The 22,401-nt window shown below is 69.1% G+C and carries 17 protein-coding genes; 13 read left to right on the forward strand and 4 right to left on the reverse strand.

Going from position 1 to position 22,401, the window contains the following annotated elements; translation table 11 throughout:
• Positions 1-121: 121 nt before the first annotated feature.
• On the forward strand, positions 122-1,156 hold the full coding sequence (locus ACFYM2_RS28820; protein ID WP_388456560.1) for a hypothetical protein: 1,035 nt from the start codon (positions 122-124) through the stop codon (positions 1,154-1,156).
• 70 nt (positions 1,157-1,226) lie between these two features.
• Here the strand turns inward: ACFYM2_RS28820 and ACFYM2_RS28825 are convergent, their stop codons facing one another.
• The 4 genes from ACFYM2_RS28825 to ACFYM2_RS28840 are packed head-to-tail and all read right to left on the reverse strand — an operon-like array spanning position 1,227 to position 5,086.
• Positions 1,227-2,000 carry a succinate dehydrogenase/fumarate reductase iron-sulfur subunit gene (locus ACFYM2_RS28825; RefSeq protein WP_388840271.1) on the reverse strand — a complete coding sequence of 258 codons (774 nt, stop codon included), beginning with the start codon at positions 1,998-2,000 and terminating at the stop codon, positions 1,227-1,229.
• Positions 1,997-3,925, reverse strand: coding sequence for a fumarate reductase/succinate dehydrogenase flavoprotein subunit (locus tag ACFYM2_RS28830; protein WP_358998795.1), 1,929 nt, complete (start codon positions 3,923-3,925; stop codon positions 1,997-1,999). Before ACFYM2_RS28830 ends, ACFYM2_RS28825 begins: the two co-directional genes overlap by 4 nt.
• Before the next feature lie 15 nt (positions 3,926-3,940).
• Entirely contained in the window at positions 3,941-4,771 is an 831-nt protein-coding gene (locus ACFYM2_RS28835) for a hypothetical protein (RefSeq protein ID WP_388456557.1), read from the reverse strand.
• A gap of 18 nt (positions 4,772-4,789) precedes the next feature.
• The gene (locus tag ACFYM2_RS28840; protein ID WP_358998789.1) at positions 4,790-5,086 is read right to left on the reverse strand and encodes a hypothetical protein; all 297 of its coding nucleotides are present in this window, start codon (positions 5,084-5,086) and stop codon (positions 4,790-4,792) included.
• 321 nt (positions 5,087-5,407) lie between these two features.
• On the opposite strand from ACFYM2_RS28840, the gene ACFYM2_RS28845 reads away from it, so the two are divergent.
• The 12 genes from ACFYM2_RS28845 to ACFYM2_RS28900 all read left to right on the forward strand — a co-directional run bounded on the left by ACFYM2_RS28845 (position 5,408) and on the right by ACFYM2_RS28900 (position 22,090).
• Positions 5,408-7,693 (forward strand): ABC transporter family substrate-binding protein, encoded by a 2,286-nt coding sequence (locus ACFYM2_RS28845; RefSeq protein ID WP_388840274.1) that lies wholly within the window; start codon positions 5,408-5,410, stop codon positions 7,691-7,693.
• Positions 7,694-8,078: 385 nt separating this feature from the next.
• Entirely contained in the window at positions 8,079-9,986 is a 1,908-nt protein-coding gene (gene typA / locus ACFYM2_RS28850) for a translational GTPase TypA (protein ID WP_350232460.1), read from the forward strand.
• Positions 9,987-10,491: 505 nt separating this feature from the next.
• Positions 10,492-12,123 carry an ABC transporter substrate-binding protein gene (locus ACFYM2_RS28855; RefSeq protein WP_358998783.1) on the forward strand — a complete coding sequence of 544 codons (1,632 nt, stop codon included), beginning with the start codon at positions 10,492-10,494 and terminating at the stop codon, positions 12,121-12,123.
• A gap of 164 nt (positions 12,124-12,287) precedes the next feature.
• Entirely contained in the window at positions 12,288-13,202 is a 915-nt protein-coding gene (locus ACFYM2_RS28860; protein WP_358998780.1) for an ABC transporter permease, read from the forward strand.
• Complete coding sequence (locus ACFYM2_RS28865) at positions 13,195-14,139, forward strand: ABC transporter permease (protein WP_358998777.1); 945 nt, start codon at positions 13,195-13,197, stop codon at positions 14,137-14,139. The genes ACFYM2_RS28860 and ACFYM2_RS28865 overlap by 8 nt, the downstream gene beginning before the upstream one ends.
• Before the next feature lie 77 nt (positions 14,140-14,216).
• Entirely contained in the window at positions 14,217-15,248 is a 1,032-nt protein-coding gene (locus ACFYM2_RS28870; RefSeq protein WP_388456725.1) for an ABC transporter ATP-binding protein, read from the forward strand.
• On the forward strand, positions 15,241-16,377 hold the full coding sequence (locus ACFYM2_RS28875) for an ABC transporter ATP-binding protein (protein ID WP_388456552.1): 1,137 nt from the start codon (positions 15,241-15,243) through the stop codon (positions 16,375-16,377). The genes ACFYM2_RS28870 and ACFYM2_RS28875 overlap by 8 nt, the downstream gene beginning before the upstream one ends.
• Before the next feature lie 162 nt (positions 16,378-16,539).
• Positions 16,540-18,168, forward strand: a complete 1,629-nt coding sequence (locus ACFYM2_RS28880) for an ABC transporter substrate-binding protein (RefSeq protein WP_358998771.1) — start codon at positions 16,540-16,542, stop codon at positions 18,166-18,168.
• 21 nt (positions 18,169-18,189) lie between these two features.
• Positions 18,190-19,113, forward strand: a complete 924-nt coding sequence (locus ACFYM2_RS28885) for an ABC transporter permease (protein WP_388840277.1) — start codon at positions 18,190-18,192, stop codon at positions 19,111-19,113.
• Positions 19,106-20,080, forward strand: coding sequence for an ABC transporter permease (locus ACFYM2_RS28890; protein ID WP_388456548.1), 975 nt, complete (start codon positions 19,106-19,108; stop codon positions 20,078-20,080). Before ACFYM2_RS28885 ends, ACFYM2_RS28890 begins: the two co-directional genes overlap by 8 nt.
• Positions 20,081-20,091: 11 nt before the next feature.
• A complete protein-coding gene (locus ACFYM2_RS28895) occupies positions 20,092-21,066 on the forward strand; it encodes an ABC transporter ATP-binding protein (protein ID WP_388840280.1) in 975 nt (324 codons plus the stop codon).
• Positions 21,059-22,090 (forward strand): dipeptide ABC transporter ATP-binding protein, encoded by a 1,032-nt coding sequence (locus ACFYM2_RS28900; RefSeq protein WP_358998759.1) that lies wholly within the window; start codon positions 21,059-21,061, stop codon positions 22,088-22,090. The genes ACFYM2_RS28895 and ACFYM2_RS28900 overlap by 8 nt, the downstream gene beginning before the upstream one ends.
• The last annotated feature ends 311 nt before the right edge of the window (positions 22,091-22,401 follow it).

Raw genomic sequence — 22,401 nt, forward strand, 5'->3', positions numbered from 1 at the left:
GGGGAACGGCGCGACCGGCCACCCACGGTCCGCAGCCGGGGTCCTTGGGGTTCCACCCGGGCCGGCACGGACCCCGGCCGGGGCCGTTAGGGTGGCCCGAGCGCATGACGGGGGAGGGCACATGGCGGGGATACGCACCTGGTGGCACGGCCGCGGCGGCCGGTGGACCCGCCGCGCCCTGCTCACCACCGCCCTCGCCCTCAGCCTCGCCGTCGCCGCCGCGGGCGTCGGCCTGCGCGCCCAGTACGCCGGCGTCCCCGGCGCCGACACCCGGACCCGCGACCGGGACGCGTACTGGCTCGGCCACGCCTGGGTCGACGGGCGCAAGAGCGAGAGGGACCTCGACGCGTTCGCCGCCAAGGTGCGCGGCAGCGGCATCAAGGACCTCTTCGTGCACACCGGCCCCCTCAACCACGACGGCACCCTCCCCACCACCCGCTACCCCCGCGCCCGCTGGCTGGTGGACGGCGTCCACCGCAGGCTGCCCGGCGTACGCGTCCAGGCCTGGCTCGGCGACGAGCTGGCGAGCGAGGGCCCGGTCGGCCTGCGGCTGGAGGACGCCGCGACGCGGGCCGCCGTCGTCGCGGCCACCCGCCAGGTGCTCGACACCGCCCACGTCGACGGCGTCCACTTCGACCTGGAGCCGCTGCCCTCGGGCGACCGCGACTACCTCGCCCTGCTGGACTCGCTGCGCGCCCTCACCCACCCGCGCGGCGCCCTGCTCTCGGTCGCGGCGCACCAGATAGACCCGCTGCCCGCCCTGCACACCGCCGCCGAAGGGCTCACCGGGCACGGCAAGTGGTGGTCACAGGCGTACTTCGGCCAAGTGGCCCGCCGCGTGGACCAGATCGCCGTGATGTCGTACGACACCGCGATGCCCCTCCAGAGCCTGTACGGGGGGTACGTGGCCCGCCAGACCGCGCTGGCCCTCCGCGTCACCCCGAAGGACACGGACCTGCTCATGGGGCTGCCGTTCTACGACGACGAGAGCGTGACCCACCACGGCTCCGCCGAGACCGTGGAGGCGGCCGTGCGCGGCGCCCGGCTGGGGCTCGCCCGCACCGACCGCCACCGTCAGCACTTCGGCGTCGCCCTCTACGTCGACTTCGCCGAACGCGGCGAGGACTGGGCCGCGTACCGCAGGGGATGGAGCTGACGCCACGCCGCCACCCGCCGCGCCGCCACCCGCCGCGCCGCCACCCGCCGCGCCGCCGCGCGGTCCCGGCTCAGTCCTCGCGGCGGCGCCGGATGCGGTTGCCCAGCCACACCAACGGGTCGTACTTGCGGTCCACCGCCCGCTCCTTCAACGGGATCAGCGCGTTGTCGGTGATCTTGATGTGCTCGGGGCACACCTCCGTACAGCACTTGGTGATGTTGCAGTAACCGAGACCGTGCTCGTCCTGCGCGGCGCGCTTGCGGTCCAGGCCCGCCTCGGACGCCGCGTCCAGCGGGTGCATGTCGAGTTCGGCGACCCGCATCAAGAAGCGCGGGCCCGCGAAGGCCCCCTTGTTCTCCTCGTGGTCGCGCACCACGTGGCACGTGTCCTGGCACAGGAAGCACTCGATGCACTTGCGGAACTCCTGCGAGCGCTCCACGTCGATCTGCGCCATCCGGTACTCACCGGGCGCCACCCCCTGGGGCGGCACGAACGCCGGCACCTCCCGCGCCTTGGTGTAGTTGAACGTGACGTCCGTGACCAGATCCCGCACAACGGGGAAGGCCCGCAGGGGAGTTACCGTGATCACGTCGCCCGGCGCGAACACCGACATCCGCGTCATGCACATCAGACGCGGCCGCCCGTTGATCTCCGCGCTGCACGAACCGCACTTGCCCGCCTTGCAGTTCCAGCGCACCGCGAGGTCGGGCGCCTGGGTCGCCTGGAGGCGGTGGATGATGTCGAGGACCACTTCGCCGTCGTTCACCTGGACCGTGAAGTCGGTGAGCTCACCGCCGCCGGTGTCGCCCCGCCAGACCCGGAAGCTCGCATCGTACGTACTCAACTCTTGAGCTCCTCTTCGGCGAGGTACTTGGCCAGCTCCTCCTTCTCGAACAGGGAGAGCAGATCGGCACGGATGGGGTCGGTCTCCTCGCGGACCAGCCGGATCTGGCCGCCCTCGGACTCGGGCGGCGCCAGGCCGTCGGTGGGGTCGGCCAGGCGGCACAGCAGGTTCACCCGGCGCCAGGCGCGGTCCATCGCGGGCCGGTCCTCGCGGGTGTGGCCGCCACGGCTCTCGGTCCGCTCAAGGGCGGCCCGCGCCACGCACTCGCTCACGAGCAGCATGTTGCGCAGGTCGAGCGCGAGGTGCCAGCCCGGGTTGAACTGCCGGTGCCCCTCCACCCCGGCCCGCCGGGCCCGCGCGCGCAGCTCGGCGAGTCTGCGCAGCGCCTCGCGCATCTCGCCCTCCCGGCGGATGATGCCGACCAGGTCGTTCATGGCCTGCTGGAGTTCCTGGTGCAGGGTGTACGGGTTCTCGGCGGGCGAGCCGGCCGCGGGGCCCTCGGCGCTGAAGGGGCGCAGCGCCTCGGCCGCGGCGGCGTCGATTTGGGCCTCGTCCACGGCGGGGCGTACGGCGAGCGAGTCCGCGTACCGGGCGGCGTGCAGACCGGCGCGCCGCCCGAAGACCAGGAGGTCGGAGAGCGAGTTGCCGCCGAGCCGGTTGGAGCCGTGCATGCCGCCCGCGACCTCGCCGGCCGCGAACAGGCCCGGCACCCCCCGGGCCGCCGCGCTGTCGGAGTCGACCGCCACACCGCCCATCACGTAATGGCAGGTGGGCCCCACCTCCATCGCCTCGGCCGTGATGTCCACGTCCGCCAGCTCCTTGAACTGGTGGTACATCGACGGCAGCCGGCGCCGGATCACCTCGGCCGGCATCCGGGTCGACACATCGAGGAAGACGCCGCCGTGCGGGGTGCCCCGGCCCGCCTTGACCTCGGCGTTGATGGCCCGGGCGACCTCGTCGCGGGGCAGCAGCTCGGGCGGGCGGCGGTTGTGGTCGGGGTCCTCGTACCAGCGGTCGCCCTCGTCCTCGGACTGCGCGTACTTCTCCTTGAAGACGTCCGGCACGTAGTCGAACATGAACCGCTTGCCCTCGGAGTTGCGCAGCACCCCGCCGTCGCCGCGCACCGACTCGGTGACCAGGATGCCCTTGACCGAGGGCGGCCAGACCATGCCGGTCGGGTGGAACTGCACGAACTCCATGTTCACCAGCGGCGCCCCCGCGAGCAGCGCGAGCGCGTGGCCGTCGCCGGTGTACTCCCACGAGTTGGAGGTCACCTTGAACGACTTGCCGATGCCGCCGGTGGCGAGCACCACGGCGGGAGCCTCAAGGACGAAGAAGCGGCCGCTCTCGCGCTCGTAGCAGAATGTGCCCGACACCCGTTCGCCGTCCTTCAGCACTCGGGTCACTGTGCACTCCTGAAAGACTTTCAGGCGCGCCTCGTAGTCGCCGAACTCCCGCTTGTCCTGCTGCTGGAGGCTCACGATCTTCTGCTGGAGGGTGCGGATGAGCTCAAGGCCCGTACGGTCGCCGACGTGGGCCAGGCGCGGGTACTCGTGGCCGCCGAAGTTGCGCTGGGAGATCCGGCCGTCGGGGGTGCGGTCGAACAGGGCGCCCCACGTCTCCAGCTCCCACACGCGCTCGGGTGCCTCGCGCGCGTGCAGCTCGGCCATCCGCCACTGGTTGAGGAACTTCCCGCCGCGCATGGTGTCGCGGAAGTGGACCTGCCAGTTGTCACCGGCGTTGACATTGCCCATGGAGGCGGCGATGCCGCCCTCGGCCATCACGGTGTGCGCCTTGCCGAAGAGGGACTTGCAGATCACCGCCGTCCGCCGGCCGCGCTCCCTGGCCTCGATGGCGGCCCGCAGCCCCGCTCCGCCCGCGCCGACCACGACGACGTCCCACTGCTGCCGTTCCAGCTGAGTCATCTACGCTGCCTTCATTCAGAAGAACCTCGGATCGTCGAACGCCCCGGTGGCGAGCAGATACACATAGAAGTCGGCGAGCGCGACACTGATCAACGACGCCCAGGCCAGCAGCATGTGACGCTCATTCAACTTCCCGACGAAGCCCCACAGCCGGTAGCGCACCGGATGCTTGGAGAAGTGCCGCAGGCGGCCGCCGACGATGTGCCGGCAGGAGTGGCAGGAGAGGGTGTACGTCCAGATCAGCGCGATGTTGACCAGGAACAGGAGGCTGCCGAGCCCCATGTGGCCCCACCGGTAGTGCTCGTCGCGGAAGGCGAGCGCCGTGTCGTACGTGAGGATCCCGGCGACCACGACCGCGAAGTAGAAGAAGTACCGGTGGACGTTTTGCAGGATCAGCGGGAAGCGGGTCTCGCCGGAGTACTTCTTGTGCGGCTCGGCCACCGCGCAGGCCGGCGGCGAGGCCCAGAAGCCCCGGTAGTACGCCTTGCGGTAGTAGTAGCAGGTCAGGCGGAAGCCGAGCGGGAAGATCAGGATGAGGAGCGCCGGGGACAGGCCCCACCAGCTGCCGAAGACCTCCGCGTTCGGGCCGTGCCGCATGGGGGCGCAGTTGTCGGCGAGGCACGGCGAGTAGAACGGCGAGACGTAGGGCGCGTGGTAGTAGTCCGCGTTCGCGAACGCCCGCCAGGTCGAGTAGACGACGAAGGCGAGCAGCCCCGCGGCGGTGACGGCCGGCGCGAGCCACCAGCGGTCGGTGCGCAGGTGGCGGGGGGTGATCGCGGCGCGTGAGGCGTCATGGACGCCGGTGCCGTCCCCCGTCAGGGGAGAGGGTTCCGTGCCTGTGGCCAAGGGGGGCTCCCGTGGAGGTCAGGGGGTGCGCCGGCCGCGGGACCGGGTGCTCCCGAGCCCTTCGTCGTCCGAGTCGGTCCAGAGCGAGGTGTCGTACGGGGCGTCGGGGATGGTGACCAGGTCGGGGCGGGCGGGGGCGCCGCCGGGGGGCGCCGCCTCGCGCAGCAGCGCCAGGCTCTCGCTCAGATGGCCCGCGTCGGTCCGCACCCGCCGGATGTCCAGGCCGGGCCCGCACTCCTTCTCCAGGCGCCCCACGGACCGCAGAAGTTCGTCGAGACAGCGCTGAGTGGCCGTCAACTCGTCGTGCAGGGACATGACTTGCCTGCCTTTCGCCGGAGCGGGTGGCAATGTTCATGCGCCGAGAAGTGTGGCGCCTCACCCGCGCGATTGTGAAGGTGCGTGCACGGGGTTGTGGGGTCGCGCGGTGCGTGGGCGCCCCCTGGGGGCCGGTGTCGGCCAAAAGGGTGCGCCGGGCGTCCGCGCCCCGGCACGCGTTCGGCCGCACGGGTGGGCTTCGGGGCCCGCTGCGCCGTGTCGTCGCCCCAGGAGCGCGGGCGTCCTCTTCAGTGGCTGGGATACGTGTGATCATCACGAAATGGCATCAAATCCCCTACATCTGACGAAGAGGTACAAGCCATGTCCCACGTCGGTGACCCGAACGGGGGAGCGCCCCGGATCGTCGCGGCGATCCGGACCGCGGCCTCTTGGCGGTCGCGCTCCATCGCGCTCCTGACCAGTGGAGTGCTCGCGCTCCCCGTGCTGACCGGCTGCGGCTCGTCCGACAGCGGGACCGCGGCGGGCGCCGCGCCCCAGGACATCGGGGCCGCGGCCCGGGCGAACGTCACCGACGGGGGCACCCTGAAGTGGGCCGTCGACGCGATGCCCGAGACGCTCAACACCTTCCAGGCCGACGCCGACGCCGGCACCCAGCGCGTCGCGCAGGCGGTGCTGCCCGCCCTGTTCACACTGGACGAGCACGGCCGGCCGCAGCGCAACCCCGACTATCTGGAGTCCGCGGAGGTCGTCAAGCGCGAGCCCAAGCAGGTCGTGCTCTACAAGCTCAACCAGAAGGCGGTGTGGAGCGACGGCCGGGAGATCGGCGCGCCCGACTTCGTCGCCCAGTGGCGCGCCCTCAGCGGCAAGGACTCCGCGTACTGGACCGCCCGCAACGCCGGGTACGAGCGCATCGAGAAGATCGAGAAGGGCGCGAACGACCTGGAGGTCAAGGTCACCTTCGCCAAGCCCTACGCCGACTGGCGCTCCCTGTTCAGCCCGCTCTACCCCAAGGACGTCACCGGCACCCCCGACGCCTTCAACGACGGCGCCCGCACCAAGCTGAAGGCGACGGCGGGTCCCTTCGGCCTGAAAGAGGCCGACCGCGCGCGCGGCACCATCACCCTGGAGCGCAATCCGCGCTGGTGGGGCCGGCCCGCCAAGCTCGACAGCCTCGTCCTGACGGCCGTGGCGCGCGACAAGCGGGCCGCCGCGCTGGCGGGCGGCACCGTGGATGTGGCCGAGATCGACCGCGCCGACGCCGACCGCATCGCGCTCGCCGAACGCGACAAGGGCCAGGCCATCAACCACGGCCCCGGCGCCGCCATCACCCCGGCCTCCGCCCTGCGCTCCTGGGCCATCGCCCACAGCGGCGAGGAGGAGAGGGCCGAGGCGGAGCGCCAGGCCCGCAGGGAGACCCAGGCCGCCGTGGAGAGGTACGCCGCAGAGCAAGCCGGACTGCGCGGCCTCGCCGTCCGCAAGTCCCTGGAGCCGGCCTACACCCAGCTGGCCCTGAACGGCGCCTCGGGTCCGCTCGCCGATGAGCGGGTCAGGCGCGCGGTGGCCAGAGCCCTGAACCGCAAGGAGATCGCCGAGGCGGTCCTCAAGCCGCTCGGCCTGCCGGCCCAGCCCCCCGGCAGCCATCTGGCGCTGGCCGGGCAGGACGCGTACAGCGACAACAGCGACGCGCTCGGCAGCCAGGACGCCCAGGAGGCCCGGGCGCTGCTCGCGGATGCCGGATGGACGCCCGCAGGGGCCCGTATGAAGCCCAAGCAGGACGCCGCCAAGGCCGGCAGCCAGCCCGACGGCGAGCAGCAGTCCGAGGACGGCAAGCGCCCGGCGGCCGGAAACCACCCCAACGACGAGGGCACCTACATCGTCGGCGACGACAAGCCCGGCGGGGTGCGGGTGGCGCTGCTGCGCCAGGCCCGGCTCCTGGACGCCGATCCCGCCGAGCAGACGAAGAAGGGCGCCGACAAGCACACCAAGACCGAGGCCCGGCTCAAGGGCGGTGCCCCCGGCGCGTACGCACCCAAGGGGACCGCGGCGCCGGCGCCCAACAGCGGACCGCTCGGCAAGGACGGCAAGCCGCTCACCCTGCGCTTCGTCCTGCCCTCGGGGCCCGGCTCGCAGTCGCTGCGTGACGTGGGCGACAGGATCGCGGCCATGCTGAAGAGCGTCGGGATCAACACCGAGACCGTCAAGGTCGCCGACGACAGCTACTTCAAGGACCACATCGCCTCCGGCGACTTCGACCTCGCCCTCTACTCCTGGCCCGGCACCGCCTATCCGGCCACCGACGACCGGCCGATCTTCGCCAAGCCGGAGCCCGCCGCCGACGGCTCGCTGGTCGTCGAGCAGAACTACAGCCGGGTCGGCACCGACCACATCGACCAGCTCTTCGAGCAGGCGGTGGGCGAGCTGGACGAGGACGAGGCACGCGACCTCGTCCAGAAGGCCGACGCCAGGATCTGGGCGGCGGCCGGCTCCATCCCGCTCTACCAGCGCCCGCAGCTGGTCGCGGTCAAGCCGAACGTGGCCAACGCGGGCGCCTTCGGCTTCGCCACCCCGCACTTCCAGGACATCGGCTTCAAGAAGCCGGCGGCGGCGCACGGCGGATCGCCGAACGAGAAGAACGAGAAGGACTAGAAGGACTAGATGAACCAGCAGAACCAGCGGGATGACAAGAACGAGAAGAACAGAAAGCGCCAGAAAGTGAGCTAGAACAGGAAATCAGCAGGTCAGGGGCGGGGCGCGAACGCCGGTCCAAGCTCAGAACCTGCTCAAGTCCCTTGCCCGCCGGTCCCGCCGGCGGGCAAGGTCGGGTACGCCCCTGACCCAGGCTCAATCACGGTGCGGACCCTGCCGCCCCCTGCTCGCCCCCTGCTGAAGATCGCCGGAATCGGCCCGGGAGGCCGTCGGCGCGGCCGCCCCGTACCATGGGAGGCAGCCGTGGCCTGTCTGCCCGGCGGGCGGACGAGGACTCGACCGCGTCAGACGCCTGATCCCACGATCGAGAGAAGCGCCAGTCAGTATGCCCACGCGCCACGACATCCGTAACGTCGCCATCGTCGCCCACGTCGACCACGGCAAGACCACGCTGGTCGACGCCATGCTCAAGCAGGCCGGCGCCTTCGCCGCGCACGCCGCCGAGTCGCTCGACGACCGCATGATGGACAGCAACGATCTGGAGCGTGAGAAGGGCATCACGATCCTGGCCAAGAACACGGCCGTCAAGTACCACCCCAAGGATGGCGGCGACGTCATCACCATCAACATCATCGACACCCCGGGCCACGCCGACTTCGGTGGCGAGGTCGAGCGCGGTCTTTCGATGGTGGACGCGGTCGTCCTGCTCGTGGACGCCTCCGAGGGCCCCCTGCCGCAGACCCGTTTCGTGCTGCGCAAGGCCCTTCAGCAGCGCCTGCCCGTCATCCTGTGCATCAACAAGACGGACCGCCCCGACTCCCGGATCGACGAGGTCGTCAACGAGACGTACGACCTCTTCCTCGACCTGGACGCCGACGAGGACCAGATCGAGTTCCCGATCGTCTACGCCTGCGCCCGTGACGGCGTCGCGTCGCTGACCAAGCCGGAGGACGGCACCGTCCCGGCCGACAGCGACAACCTGGAGCCGTTCTTCTCCACGATCCTCTCCAGCGTCCCGGCCCCCGAGTACGACGAGAGCGCCCCCCTCCAGGCGCACGTCACCAACCTCGACGCCGACAACTTCCTCGGCCGCATCGCGCTGCTCCGCGTCGAGCAGGGCGAGCTGCGCAAGGGCCAGACGGTCGCGTGGATCAAGCGGGACGGCACGATCTCCAACGTCCGCATCACCGAGCTGATGATGACCGAGGCGCTGACCCGCAAGCCGGCCGAGGTGGCAGGCCCCGGTGACATCTGCGCCGTCGCGGGCATCCCCGACATCATGATCGGCGAGACCCTGGCCGACCCGGAGAACCCGATCGCGCTGCCGCTGATCACGGTCGACCAGCCGGCCATCTCCATGACCATCGGCACCAACACCTCGCCGCTGGTCGGCCGCGGTGGTTCCGGCAAGGGCGCGGACGCCAAGGCGACCGTCAAGGACCGCAAGGTCACCGCCCGTCAGGTCAAGGACCGCCTGGACCGCGAGCTCATCGGCAACGTCTCGCTGCGCGTGCTGGACACCGAGCGTCCGGACGCCTGGGAGGTCCAGGGCCGTGGTGAGCTCGCGCTCGCGATCCTCGTCGAGCAGATGCGCCGCGAGGGCTTCGAGCTGACCATCGGCAAGCCGCAGGTGGTCACCAAGCTCGTCGACGGCAAGGTGCACGAGCCGGTCGAGCGCCTGACGGTGGACGTCCCCGAGGAGCACATGGGCGCGGTCACGCAGCTCATGGGCGTCCGCAAGGGCCGCATGGACAACATGTCCAACCACGGCTCCGGCTGGGTCCGCATGGAGTTCGTCGTGCCCTCGCGCGGCCTCATCGGCTTCCGCACGGAGTTCCTGACGAACACCCGCGGCACCGGTATCGCCCACTCCATCCACGAGGGCCACGAGCCGTGGTTCGGCACCCTGACGACCCGTAACAACGGTTCGCTCGTCGCCGACCGCGCCGGTTCGGTCACCCCCTTCGCGATGATCAACCTCCAGGAGCGCGGTGTGCTGTTCACCGAGCCCGGCACCGAGGTCTACGAGGGCATGATCGTCGGTGAGAACTCGCGCGCCGACGACATGGACGTGAACATCACCAAGGAGAAGAAGCTCACCAACATGCGCGCCGCTTCCGCCGACAACACCGAGAACGTGGTGCCGGCGCGCAAGCTCTCGCTCGAGCAGTCCCTGGAGTTCTGCCGCGACGACGAGTGCGTCGAGGTGACCCCGGAGGCCGTGCGCATCCGCAAGGTCGTCCTGGACGCCAAGGAGCGCGGCCGCACCGCCTCGCGCGCCAAGCGCAACTGACGCGCCTTTCGCGCCCGAAGGGCCCGGCTTCCCGGCACACGCCGAGAAGCCGGGCCCTTCGGCGTCGCGGGGAGGTTTGGGCGGCCGTGTCCACCCCGGCGGGTGATCGAGTTCAAAGGACTGTCAAAGAGCCGGGGGAGCGGCGGGGTGAGCCGCCTAGGGTCAAGTTGTTTTAAGGGGCACCCTGTTCGGATATCGACCGTCGCTCTCCGGAAGATGCGTTAACGGTCCGTTTCGCGGGTGTCTGTCTGTGCTCATTTTGTCCGGATTTCGGGCCGTTGCCCGGTACTGATGTTGTCAAAACGAGACCCTTTAAGTGTGGTTTACAGCCCGGCCGTACTTAATAGTTGGCTCCATTGAGCTCGGGTCAATGGGTCACGCACTGTGGGGAGTGCCGACTCACGAGCACACTCGGGGCACTTGACGTACCAGCGCTGTCAGGGGTGTCAGCGCGCGTAGAAGTGCCCTTCTTGTAGTGACAAGTGGACTCATGAGGAGGAAACCCATGCGTGGTGCTACGAGCGCCAAGTGGGTCGCGGGAGCGGCAATCATCGCCCTGGCCGCGACCGCTTGTGGCGGTGGCGGTAAGAGCGACAGCGGGGCCAAGGGGGCGGTCGACCCGAACGGCATCTTCTCCGTGGAGCTCGGTGAGCCGGAGCACGCGCTGATTCCGTCGGACACCCAGGAGTCGAACGGCAGCCTCGCCGTCAACTCGATCTTCTCCCAGCTCGTCGACTACGACGCGCAGGGCAAGCTCACGATGGTCAACGCCGAGTCCGTCACCAGCTCGGACAGCAAGACCTGGACCGTGAAGCTGAAGAAGGACTGGAAGTTCCACGACGGGACGCCGGTCACGGCCAACTCCTACGTCAAGGCGTGGAACTGGGCCGCGAACGTCAACAACAACCAGATCAACTCGTCGTGGTTCGACGCGATCAAGGGTTACACCGACGTTCACCCGGCCGAGAAGGGCGCCAAGCCCACCGCCGACGCCATGTCGGGTCTGAAGGTCGTGGATGACACCACCTTCACCATCGAGCTCAACGCCCCGCTGCCGTACTTCGCGTACAAGCTGGGTTACACGGCCTACTCGCCGCTGCCCGACTCCTTCTTCAAGGACCCGAAGGCCGCGGGCGAGCACCCGATCGGCAACGGCCCGTACAAGTTCGAGAGCTGGGACCACAAGAAGCAGATCAAGGTCGTCCGCTACGACGACTACAAGGGTCCGGACAAGGCGAAGAACGGTGGTGTTCTCTTCAAGAACTACACCACCCTCGAGGTCGCCTACCAGGACCTGAAGGCCGGCAACGTCGACGTGCTGCGCCAGATCGGCCCGAAGGACCTGCCGAAGTACCGCCAGGACCTCGGCGACCGCGCCGTGGACAAGCCGTACTCGGCCATCCAGACGATCGCGGTCGCGTTCTACACGGACCAGTGGAAGAGCGTCAACCCGAAGGTGCTCCAGGGCCTTTCGATGGCGATCGACCGGGACACGATCACCAAGACCGTGCTCAACGGCACCCGTGAGCCCGCCACCGGCTGGGTCGCCAAGGGCGTGCTGGGCTACCAGCCCAACGCCGCCGGCGACATCACCAAGTACGACCCGGCCAAGGCCAAGCAGCTCATCACGGACGGCGGTGGCGTCCCCAACAACGCGATCACCATCCAGTACAACGCGGACGGCGGCCACAAGGAGTGGGTCGAGGCTGTCTGCAACAGCATCACCCAGGCCACCGGCGTCAAGTGCACGGGCGACAGCAAGCCCGACTTCCAGGCCGACAACCAGGCCAGGAACAGCAAGCAGGTCAAGTCGCTGTACCGCTCCGGCTGGGTGCTCGACTACCCGGTGAACGCCAACTTCATCAGCGACCTGTTCCGTACGGACGCGGGCGGCAACCAGGGCGGGTTCTCCAACAAGGACCTCGACGCGAAGATCGCCAAGGCGGACTCCGCGGCGTCCCTGGACGACTCGGTGAAGCAGTACCAGGACATCGAGAAGGACCTGGTCAACTACATGCCGTCGATCCCCCTCTGGTACTACAAGGTCAACGCCGGCTACTCGCAGGCGGTTTCCGGCGTGGACTACAACCAGCAGGGTGACCCGATCCTGACGGACGTCCAGGTTCACAAGAAGTAGTCATCACCGAAGCGTAGTTCGCACGCGGTGCGGGACCGCGACCACGATCCGGTCCCGCACCTGGCCGTACGCTGTGGCCCGGGCCCTTCCACATCACCCCGCGCCGTCAGGCGCGGGCCACGGGAGGGCCCGTGGGCTGCCGCTGCCACTTCTATGGAGGCACGATGGGGCGCTATGTCGCACGACGACTGCTCCAGATGATCCCGGTCTTCCTCGGGACAACTCTGCTGATCTTCCTCATGGTCTACACGCTGCCCGGCGACCCCGTCGCGGCGCTGTTCGGCGACAAGGCCGCCGACCCGACCACCGTCGCGAAGATCAGACATGACCTCGGTCTTGATCAACCCGTCCTGAAGCAGTACTGGGACTACATGTCCGGCATCGTGCTGCACTTCGACTTCGGCAAACAGATCGCCAGCGGGCGCCCGGTCACCGACGTCCTGAGCGGCGCCTTCCCCGTCACCCTGCGTCTGGCGGGTCTGGCGTTCGTCTTCGAGATCGTCGCCGGCATCGGACTCGGCATCCTCGCGGGCATGCGCGCAGGGCGGCTGACCGACAACGTCATCCTGATCTTCACGCTGCTGATCATCTCGGTCCCGGTCTTCGTGATCGGCAACATCGTCACCGGTGTCTTCGGCGTCCCGAATGTCAGCCTCGACGAGAACACCAGTGAACTGATCGCGCCCGCGATGGTCCTCGGCTCGCTCTCGCTCGCCTATGTCGTCCGGCTCACCCGCACCTCGATGGCCGAGAACCTGCGCGCCGACTACATGCGCACGGCGGTCGCCAAGGGTCTGCCGCGCAGCCGCGTCGTGGGCGTCCACCTGATGCGCAACTCGCTCATCCCGGTCGTCACCTTCCTCGGCACCGACCTCGGCGCGCTGATGGGCGGCGCGGTCGTCACCGAGAGCATCTTCAACATCAAGGGCGTCGGCGGACTGATCTACGAGTCGATCGTCCGGCGCGAGGGCACCACCCTCGTCGGCCTGGTGACCATCCTTGTGATCGTCTACCTCGTCATGGCCCTGCTCGTCGACCTGCTGTACGCGGTCCTGGACCCGAGGATCCGGTATGCCTGACCTGATCAAGACCGCTCCGGAGGCCGACGAGGCCGGACCCGCCGTCCCGCCCGCCGCCCCGAAGTCCGAGAAGACCCGCAGCCTGTGGGGCGACGCCTGGGTCGACCTGCGGCGCAACCCGTACTTCATCGTGTCGTCCGTGCTGATCCTTGTCCTGCTGGTCATCGCGGCGTTCCCGACGCTGTTCACCAGCGCCTCGCCCACCACCGGCGACCTGGTGCACCACTACCTCGGCAAGCCCGAGCTCAGCAAGGTCGGCTCGCCCGAATGGCTCGGCTACGACGGCCAGGGCCGCAGCGTCTACGCCCGTCTGATCCACGGCACCCGTGCCTCGATCATCGTCGGCATCTCCGTGACCCTGCTCGTGACCGTAATCGGCGGGCTCATCGGACTCGTCGCCGGCTACTTCGGCGGCTGGATCGACGCGCTGCTCTCCGGCTTCGTGACCAACGTCTTCTTCGGCATCCCCTTCCTGCTCGGCTCGATGGTCGTCCTCCAGTCCTTCACCTCCCGCTCGGTGTGGGTGGTGTCGCTTGCGCTGGCGTTCCTCGGCTGGACCCAGACCGCCCGTGTCATGCGCGGCGCGGTGCTGACCATCAAGCAGTCGGACTACGTGCACGCCGCCAAGGCGCTGGGCGCGTCCACCTCGCGGATCCTGTTCCGGCACATCCTGCCGAACGCGATGGCCCCGGTGATCGTGGTCTCCACCATCTCGCTGGGTGTCTTCATCTCGGCCGAGGCGACCCTGTCCTACCTGGGCCTCGGCCTCTCGTCCCCGGCCATCTCCTGGGGTGTGGACATCTCCGCGGGCATCGCCCAGATCCGTACGGCACAGCACATCATGCTGTACCCGTCGATCATGCTGAGCATCACCGTTCTGGCGTTCATCATGCTCGGCGAAGCCGTCCGTAACGCCCTCGACCCGAAGATGCGCTGAGGAGGGCATACGACGTGAGCATCAGCGACAACGCAGCCAACACTGCCAACACTGCCAAGACCACCAACACCGCCACCATCCCGGCGCCCCGGGGCGAGGACGACCACAAGGGTCCGCTGCTCGAAGTGCGCGACCTGCACGTGGAGTTCCACACCCGGGAGGGCGTGGCCAAGGCGGTCAACGGCGTCAACTACTCGGTGAACGCCGGCGAAACCCTCGCCGTCCTCGGTGAGTCCGGTTCCGGCAAGTCCGTGACCGCGCAGGCGATCATGGGCATCCTGGACATGCCGCCGGGCAGGATCCCCCAGGGCGAGATCCTTTTCCGCGGTCAGGACATGCTGAAGATGTCCGCCGAGGAGCGCCGCAAGATCCGTGGCCGGAAGATCGCGATGATCTTCCAGGACGCGCTCTCCTCGCTCAACCCCGTGCTCAGCGTGGGCTACCAGCTGGGCGAGATGTTCCGGGTCCACCAGGGCCTGTCCAAGAAGGCGGCCACGGACAAGGCCGTCGAGCTGATGGACCGGGTCAAGATCCCCGCCGCCAGGGCCCGGGTCAGCGACTACCCCCACCAGTTCTCCGGCGGCATGCGCCAGCGCATCATGATCGCCATGGCGCTGGCCCTGGAGCCGGACCTGATCATCGCGGACGAGCCGACCACCGCGCTCGACGTGACCGTCCAGGCCCAGGTCATGGACCTGCTCGCGGAGCTCCAGCGCGAGTTCAACATGGGTCTGATCCTGATCACCCACGACCTCGGCGTGGTCGCCGACGTCGCGGACAAGATCGCGGTCATGTACGCCGGCCGGATCGTCGAGCAGGCGCCGGTGCACGAGATCTACAAGCGTCCCGCGCACCCGTACACCAAGGGCCTGCTCGCCTCGATCCCGCGCCTCGACCAGAAGGGCCAGGAGCTCTTCGCGATCAAGGGCCTGCCGCCCAACCTCCTGAAGGTGCCCTCGGGTTGCGCGTTCAACCCCCGGTGCACCATGGCGCAGGACATCTGCCGCACCGACATCCCGGCGCTCCTCCCGGTCACCGAGCGGGACGGCACCGAGCTGACCGGCCGCGGCAGCGCCTGCCACTTCTGGAAGGAGACGATCGATGGCTGAGGTCAAGAAGACGGACGAGACCCCGAACGTCACCGACGTCGTACAGCAGGACGCCTCGACGACCTCCGAGGTCGAGGCGATCCTGGACGCCCCGGTCGACCGGGGCGAGCCGATCCTCCAGGTGCGCAATCTGGTCAAGCACTTCCCGCTGACCAGCGGCATCCTCATCAAGAAGCAGGTCGGCGCGGTCAAGGCCGTCGACGACATCTCCTTCGACCTGTACCAGGGCGAGACCCTGGGCATCGTCGGCGAGTCCGGCTGCGGCAAGTCGACCGTCGCCAAGCTCCTGATGACGCTGGAGCAGGCGACGTCCGGCGAGGTCTTCTACAAGGGCCAGGACATCACCAAGCTGTCCGGGCGCGCCCTGAAGGCCGTGCGCCGCAACATCCAGATGGTGTTCCAGGACCCGTACACCTCGCTGAACCCGCGCATGACGGTCGGCGACATCATCGGGGAGCCCTTCGACATCCACCCCGAGGTGGCTCCCAAGGGCGACCGGCGGCGCAAGGTCCAGGAGCTCCTGGACGTCGTGGGCCTGAACCCGGAGTACATCAACCGCTACCCGCACCAGTTCTCCGGCGGTCAGCGCCAGCGCATCGGCATCGCCCGCGGCCTGGCCCTGCACCCCGAGATCATCATCTGCGACGAGCCGGTCTCCGCTCTGGACGTCTCCGTCCAGGCGCAGGTCATCAACCTGATGGGGAAGCTCCAGGACGAGTTCAACCTCTCCTACCTCTTCATCGCGCACGACCTGTCGATCGTCCGGCACATCTCGGACCGGGTCGGGGTGATGTACCTCGGCAAGATGGCCGAGATCGGCACCGACCAGCAGATCTACGAGCACCCGACGCACCCCTACACCCAGGCGCTGCTCTCCGCCGTCCCGGTCCCCGACCCGGACGCGCGCGAGCACCGCGAGCGGATCATCCTCACCGGTGACGTCCCCTCGCCCGCCAACCCGCCGTCGGGCTGCCGCTTCCGCACCCGGTGCTGGAAGGCGCAGGACCGCTGTGCGAACGAGCTGCCGCTGCTCGCGATCCCGGAGCGCTTCCAGGGTCTGGACAGCCCGGTGGCGCACGAGTCGGCGTGCCACTTCGCCGAGGAGAAGGACGTCGTCGGCGCGGCCTGACGCACCGAGACACACGGGTGGGCCCGCGGTTCCTCCACCGGAACCGCGGGCCCACCCGTCTGTGTGCCCGTACGGCCTTCGTCGGCGTGCGGTTGGCATGTTTTTGGGGTGATATGTGGGCCTGAGTGTGACTTGGACTCAAGTGGACCCTAGGAGGACGCCATGCGCGGAGCCACGCACGCCAAGTGGGCCGCAGGTGCGGCGGCCATCGCCCTGGCGGCGACGGCCTGCGGTGGCGGGGGCAGCGGCGGTGGCAGTGGCGCCGACGGCATCGTCAGCTCCTCCTGGGGCGATCCGCAGAACCCCCTGGAGCCGGCCAACACCAACGAGGTGCAGGGCGGCAAGGTCCTGGACATGCTGATGCGCGGGCTCAAGCGGTACGACCCGAAGACCGGCGAGGCGAAGGACATGCTCGCCCAGAAGATCGACACCTCGGACTCGCAGAACTTCACGGTCACCCTGAAGGACGGCTGGACGTTCTCCAACGGCGAGAAGGTCACCGCCAAGTCCTTCGTGGACGCCTGGAACTACGGCGCCAACCTGAAGAACAACCAGAAGAACGCCTCGATGTTCGCCTACATCGACGGGTACGACCAGATCCACCCCAAGAGCGGCAGCGCGAAGACCGACACCCTGTCCGGGCTCAAGGTCGTCGACGACAAGACCTTCACGGTCAAGCTCAACCAGAAGTTCTCCACCTGGCCCGACACCCTGGGCTACCCCGCCTTCGCCCCGCTGCCCCGGGCGTTCTTCGACCACCACGCGGCCTGGCTGTCCAAGCCCATCGGCAACGGCCCCTATCTGGTGGACTCCTACACCAAAGGCTCCAAGCTGGCGCTGCGCAAATGGGCCGGGTACATGGGCGCGGACAAGGCTCAGAACGGCGGCATCGACCTCAAGGTCTACACCGACAACAACACCGCCTACACCGACCTGACGGCCGGCAACCTCGACCTGGTCGACGACGTGCCCGCCTCCCAGCTCAAGAACGTCAAGGCCGACCTCGGCGACCGGTACATCAACACCCCCGCCGGCATCATCCAGACGCTCGCCTTCCCCTACTACGACGCCGCCTGGAACACCCCGGACGCCGTCAAGGTCCGCAAGGGGATCTCGATGGCGATCAACCGGCAGCAGATCACCGACACCATCTTCCAGAAGACCCGCACCCCCGCCACCGACTGGACCTCCCCGGTGCTCGGCACGGCCGGCGGCTACAAGGCCGGGCTCTGCGGCGACGGCTGCACCTACAACCCCACCGAGGCCAAGAAGCTCATCTCCGAGGCGGGCGGCATCCCCGGTGGCCAGCTGAAGATCGCGTACAACGCGGACACCGGCTCGCACAAGGAGTGGGTCGACGCCATCTGCAACAGCGTCAACAACGCGCTCGGCAACGACAAGGCGTGCGTGGGCGGCCCGGTCGGCACCTTCGCCGACTTCCGCAGCCAGATCACCCAGTCCAAGATGAGCGGCCCCTTCCGGGCCGGCTGGCAGATGGACTACCCGCTGATCCAGAACTTCCTCCAGCCGCTGTACTACACCGGAGCCTCCTCCAACGACGGCAAGTGGACCAACGCCGCGTTCGACAAGCTCGTCGACCAGGCCAACGCGGAGACCGACAAGGCCAAGGCCGTCGCGGACTTCCAGCAGGCCGAAGGGGTCGTACGGGACCAGATGGCGGCCATTCCGCTCTGGTACCAGAACGGCAGCGCGGGCTACTCCGAGCGCGTCTCGCACGTCTCGCTCAACCCGTTCAGCGTCCCGGTCTACGACCAGATCAAGGTCAGCTGACGTCGATCCCCGGAGGGCCCGATGGGACGGTATGTGATCCGGCGTCTGCTCCAGATGATCCCGGTCTTCTTCGGGGCCACGCTGCTGATCTTCCTCATGGTGAACGTGATGGGGGACCCGATCGCCGGCCTGTGCGGCGACAAGGCGTGCGACCCCGCCACCGCGGCGCAGCTGGAGAAGGAGTTCGGCCTCGACAAGCCGGTGTGGCAGCAGTACCTGACGTACATGGGGAACGTGTTCACCGGAGACTTCGGGACCGCGTTCAACGGGCAGAAGGTCACCGAGCTGATGTCCGCCGCCTTCCCCATCACCATCCGGCTGACCGTCGTGGCGATCGTCTTCGAGGTCGTCATCGGCATCAGCCTCGGCGTGGTCACGGGGCTGCGGCGCGGCCGGCCCATCGACACCGTCGTCCTGATGCTGACCCTCGTCGTCATCGCCATCCCCGTCTTCGTCACGGGGCTGCTGCTCCAGCTGTTCCTCGGCGTGGAGTGGGGGGTCGTCAGACCCACCGTCTCGCCGGAGGCGCCGTTCGACGAACTCCTCGTCCCCGGCCTGGTGCTGGCGTCCGTCTCGCTGGCGTACGTCACCCGGCTCACCCGGACCTCGATCGCGGAGAACTCCCGCGCCGACTACGTCCGCACCGCCGTCGCCAAGGGCCTGCCCCGGCACCGGGTGATCACCCGGCACCTGCTGCGCAACTCCCTGATCCCCGTGGTCACCTTCATCGGCACGGATGTCGGCGCGCTGATGGGCGGCGCGATCGTCACCGAGCGGATCTTCAACATCCACGGCGTCGGCTACCAGCTCTACCAGGGCATCCTGCGCCAGAGCACCCAGACCGTGGTCGGCTTCGTGACCGTGCTCGTGCTCGTCTTCCTGATCGCCAACCTCATCGTCGACCTTCTGTACGCCGTACTCGACCCGAGGATCCGCTATGCCTGAGCCGTACGACGAAGGAGCGATCGCCGGTACGGGCGCCGGCGGAGCGATGGACCTCGCGGCGAGCGAGGCGACGACGCTGGAGCGCACCCCGGGCGGGCCGCAGGGCACGGGCCCGAGCGAGAAGGCGCGCTCGCTGTGGTCGGACGCCTGGCGCGACCTGCGGCGCAACCCCGTCTTCCTCATCTCCGGGCTCGTCATCCTCTTCCTGGTCGTCATCTCCCTGTGGCCCTCGCTGATCGCCAGTGGCAATCCGCTCCAGTGCGACCTCGCCAAGGCGCAGGAGGGCTCCCAGCCGGGCCACCCCTTCGGCTACAACGGGCAGGGCTGCGACGTCTACACGCGGACCGTCTACGGCGCGCGCACCTCGGTCACCGTGGGCGTGTGCACCACCGTCGGCGTCGCCCTGTTCGGTTCGTTCGTCGGCGGTCTCGCCGGGTTCTTCGGCGGCGGCTGGGACGCGCTGCTCTCCCGCGTCACCGACATCTTCTTCGGCATCCCGGTGGTCCTGGGCGGTCTGGTCTTCCTGTCGGTGGTCACCTCCTCCACCGTCTGGCCGGTCATCGGCTTCATGATCCTGCTGGGCTGGCCGCAGATCGCCCGCATCGCGCGCGGCTCCGTCATCACCGCCAAGCAGAACGACTACGTCCAGGCGGCCCGCGCGCTCGGGGCCTCCAACTCCCGGATGCTGCTGCGCCACATCGCGCCGAACGCCGTCGCCCCGGTGATCGTCGTGGCGACGATCGCGCTCGGTACGTACATCGCGCTCGAAGCGACGCTGTCCTACCTAGGCGTCGGCCTCAAGCCGCCCACCGTCTCCTGGGGCATCGACATCTCGTCCGCCTCGCAGTACATCCGCAACGCCCCGCACATGATGCTCTGGCCGGCCGGCGCGCTGGCCCTGACCGTGCTCGCGTTCATCATGCTCGGCGACGCGGTGCGCGACGCCCTCGACCCCAAGCTGCGTTGAGGAGACCCGCCATGCTGCTCGAAGTACGCGACCTCCAGGTCGAGTTCAGGACGCGCGAGGGCGTCGCCAAGGCCGTCAACGGGGTCACCTACTCGGTGGAGGCGGGTGAAACCCTCGCCGTGCTGGGGGAGTCGGGCTCGGGCAAGTCCGTCACCGCGCAGGCCGTGATGGGGATCCTGGACATGCCGCCGGGGCGGATCACGGGCGGCGAGATCGTCTTCAAGGGCGCGGACCTCCTGAAGACCAAGGAGGACGAGCGGCGCAAGATCCGCGGCTCCGACATGGCCATGATCTTCCAGGACGCGCTCTCCTCCCTGAACCCGGTGCTCAGCGTCGGTGACCAGCTCGCGGAGATGTTCATCGTCCACCGGGGCGCCTCCCTCAAGGACGGCCGGGCCAGGGCGGTCGAGCTGATGGACCGGGTGCGCATCCCGGCGGCGAAGGAGCGCGTGGGCCAGTACCCCCACCAGTTCTCCGGTGGCATGCGCCAGCGCATCATGATCGCGATGGCGATGGCCCTGGAGCCTTCGCTGATCATCGCGGACGAGCCGACCACCGCGCTCGACGTCACCGTGCAGGCCCAAGTCATGGATCTGCTCGGCGAGTTGAGGCACGAGCTGAACATGGGGCTCATCCTGATCACCCACGACCTCGGCGTGGTCGCCGACGTCGCGGACAAGATCGCGGTGATGTACGCGGGCCGCATCGTCGAGCACGCACCCGTGCACGAGATCTACCGGGCCCCCGCGCATCCGTACACCAAGGGCCTGCTCGCCTCGATCCCGCGCCTGGACCAGAAGGGGCGCGAGCTGTACGCGATCAAGGGCCTGCCGCCCAACCTGACGCACATCCCGCCGGGCTGCGCCTTCAACCCGCGCTGCCCGATGGCCCAGGACATCTGCCGCACCGAGGTGCCGCCGCTGTTCGACGTGGGTCCCGGGCGGCGCAGCGCGTGCTTCTTCTGGAAGGAGACCCTTGATGGCTGAGGCCATTCTGGAGGTCAGGGACCTGGTCAAGCACTACCCGCTGACCCAGGGCGTCCTGCTCAGGAAGCAGATCGGGGCGGTCAAGGCGGTCGACGGGGTGTCCTTCGACGTCGCGGCGGGCGAAACGCTGGGCATCGTGGGCGAGTCGGGGTGCGGCAAGTCGACGGTGGCCAAGATGCTGGTCAATCTGGAGCGGCCGACGGCGGGGCGGATCTCGTACAAGGGCGAGGACATCACCACGATGTCCGGGCGCGCGCTCAAGGCGGTCCGGCGCAACATCCAGATGGTCTTCCAGGACCCGTACACCTCGCTGAACCCGCGCATGACGGTCGGGGACATCATCGGGGAGCCGTACGAGATCCACCCCGAGGTGGCGCCGAAGGGGGACCGGCGCCGCAGGGTCCAGGACCTGCTCGACGTGGTCGGGCTCAACCCCGAGTACATCAACCGCTACCCGCACCAGTTCTCCGGCGGCCAGCGCCAGCGCATCGGCATCGCGCGGGGGCTCGCGCTCCGGCCCGAGATCATCGTCGCGGACGAGCCGGTCTCCGCGCTCGACGTCTCGGTGCAGGCGCAGGTCGTCAACCTCCTGGACCGCCTCCAGAGCGAGTTCTCCCTCTCCTACGTCTTCATCGCCCACGACCTGTCCATCGTGCGGCACATCTCCGACCGGGTCGGCGTGATGTACCTCGGCCGGGTCGTGGAGATCGGGCGGGACGAGGAGATCTACGAGCATCCCACCCACCCCTACACGCAGGCGTTGCTTTCGGCGGTGCCGGTGCCGGATCCGGCGGCGCGGGAGGTGCGTGAGCGGATCATTCTCACCGGGGATGTGCCCTCGCCCGCCCATCCGCCGTCGGGGTGCCGCTTTCGTACGCGGTGCTGGAAGGCGCGGGAGCGGTGTGCGCGGGAGGTGCCGTTGCTCGCGGTGCCGGCCGAGTTCCGGCTGGCGTCCGGGCCGGCCCGGCATCCCTCCGCGTGCCACTTCGCAGAGGAAAAAAGGGTGGTCCCTCCGGGGGGCTAGTTCTTGGCGGGGTGCCTGGTGCCGCCCCACGGCGAACGTGACCGCGTACGCCCCGGTGGGGCCGTTCGCGCAGTTCCCCGCGCCCCTTTGGGCGGGTGCTCGGCTGCGCCGTCGTGCTGGGTGGTCCACCTGCGGGCCGGTGGGGGCCGTTCGCGCAGTTCCCCGCGCCCCTGGGGTGCCTGGTGCCGCCTTCCGCGCGCGGGCCGTGCGTGGTTCTCGCGCAGTTCCCCGCGCCCCTTTGGGCGGGTGCTCGGCTGCGCCGTCGTGCTGGGTGGTCCACCTGCGGGCCGGTGGGGGCCGTTCGCGCAGTT

Origin of the sequence: Streptomyces sp. NPDC006711, assembly GCF_042869775.1 — a bacterium.
Lineage (GTDB): Bacteria > Actinomycetota > Actinomycetes > Streptomycetales > Streptomycetaceae > Streptomyces.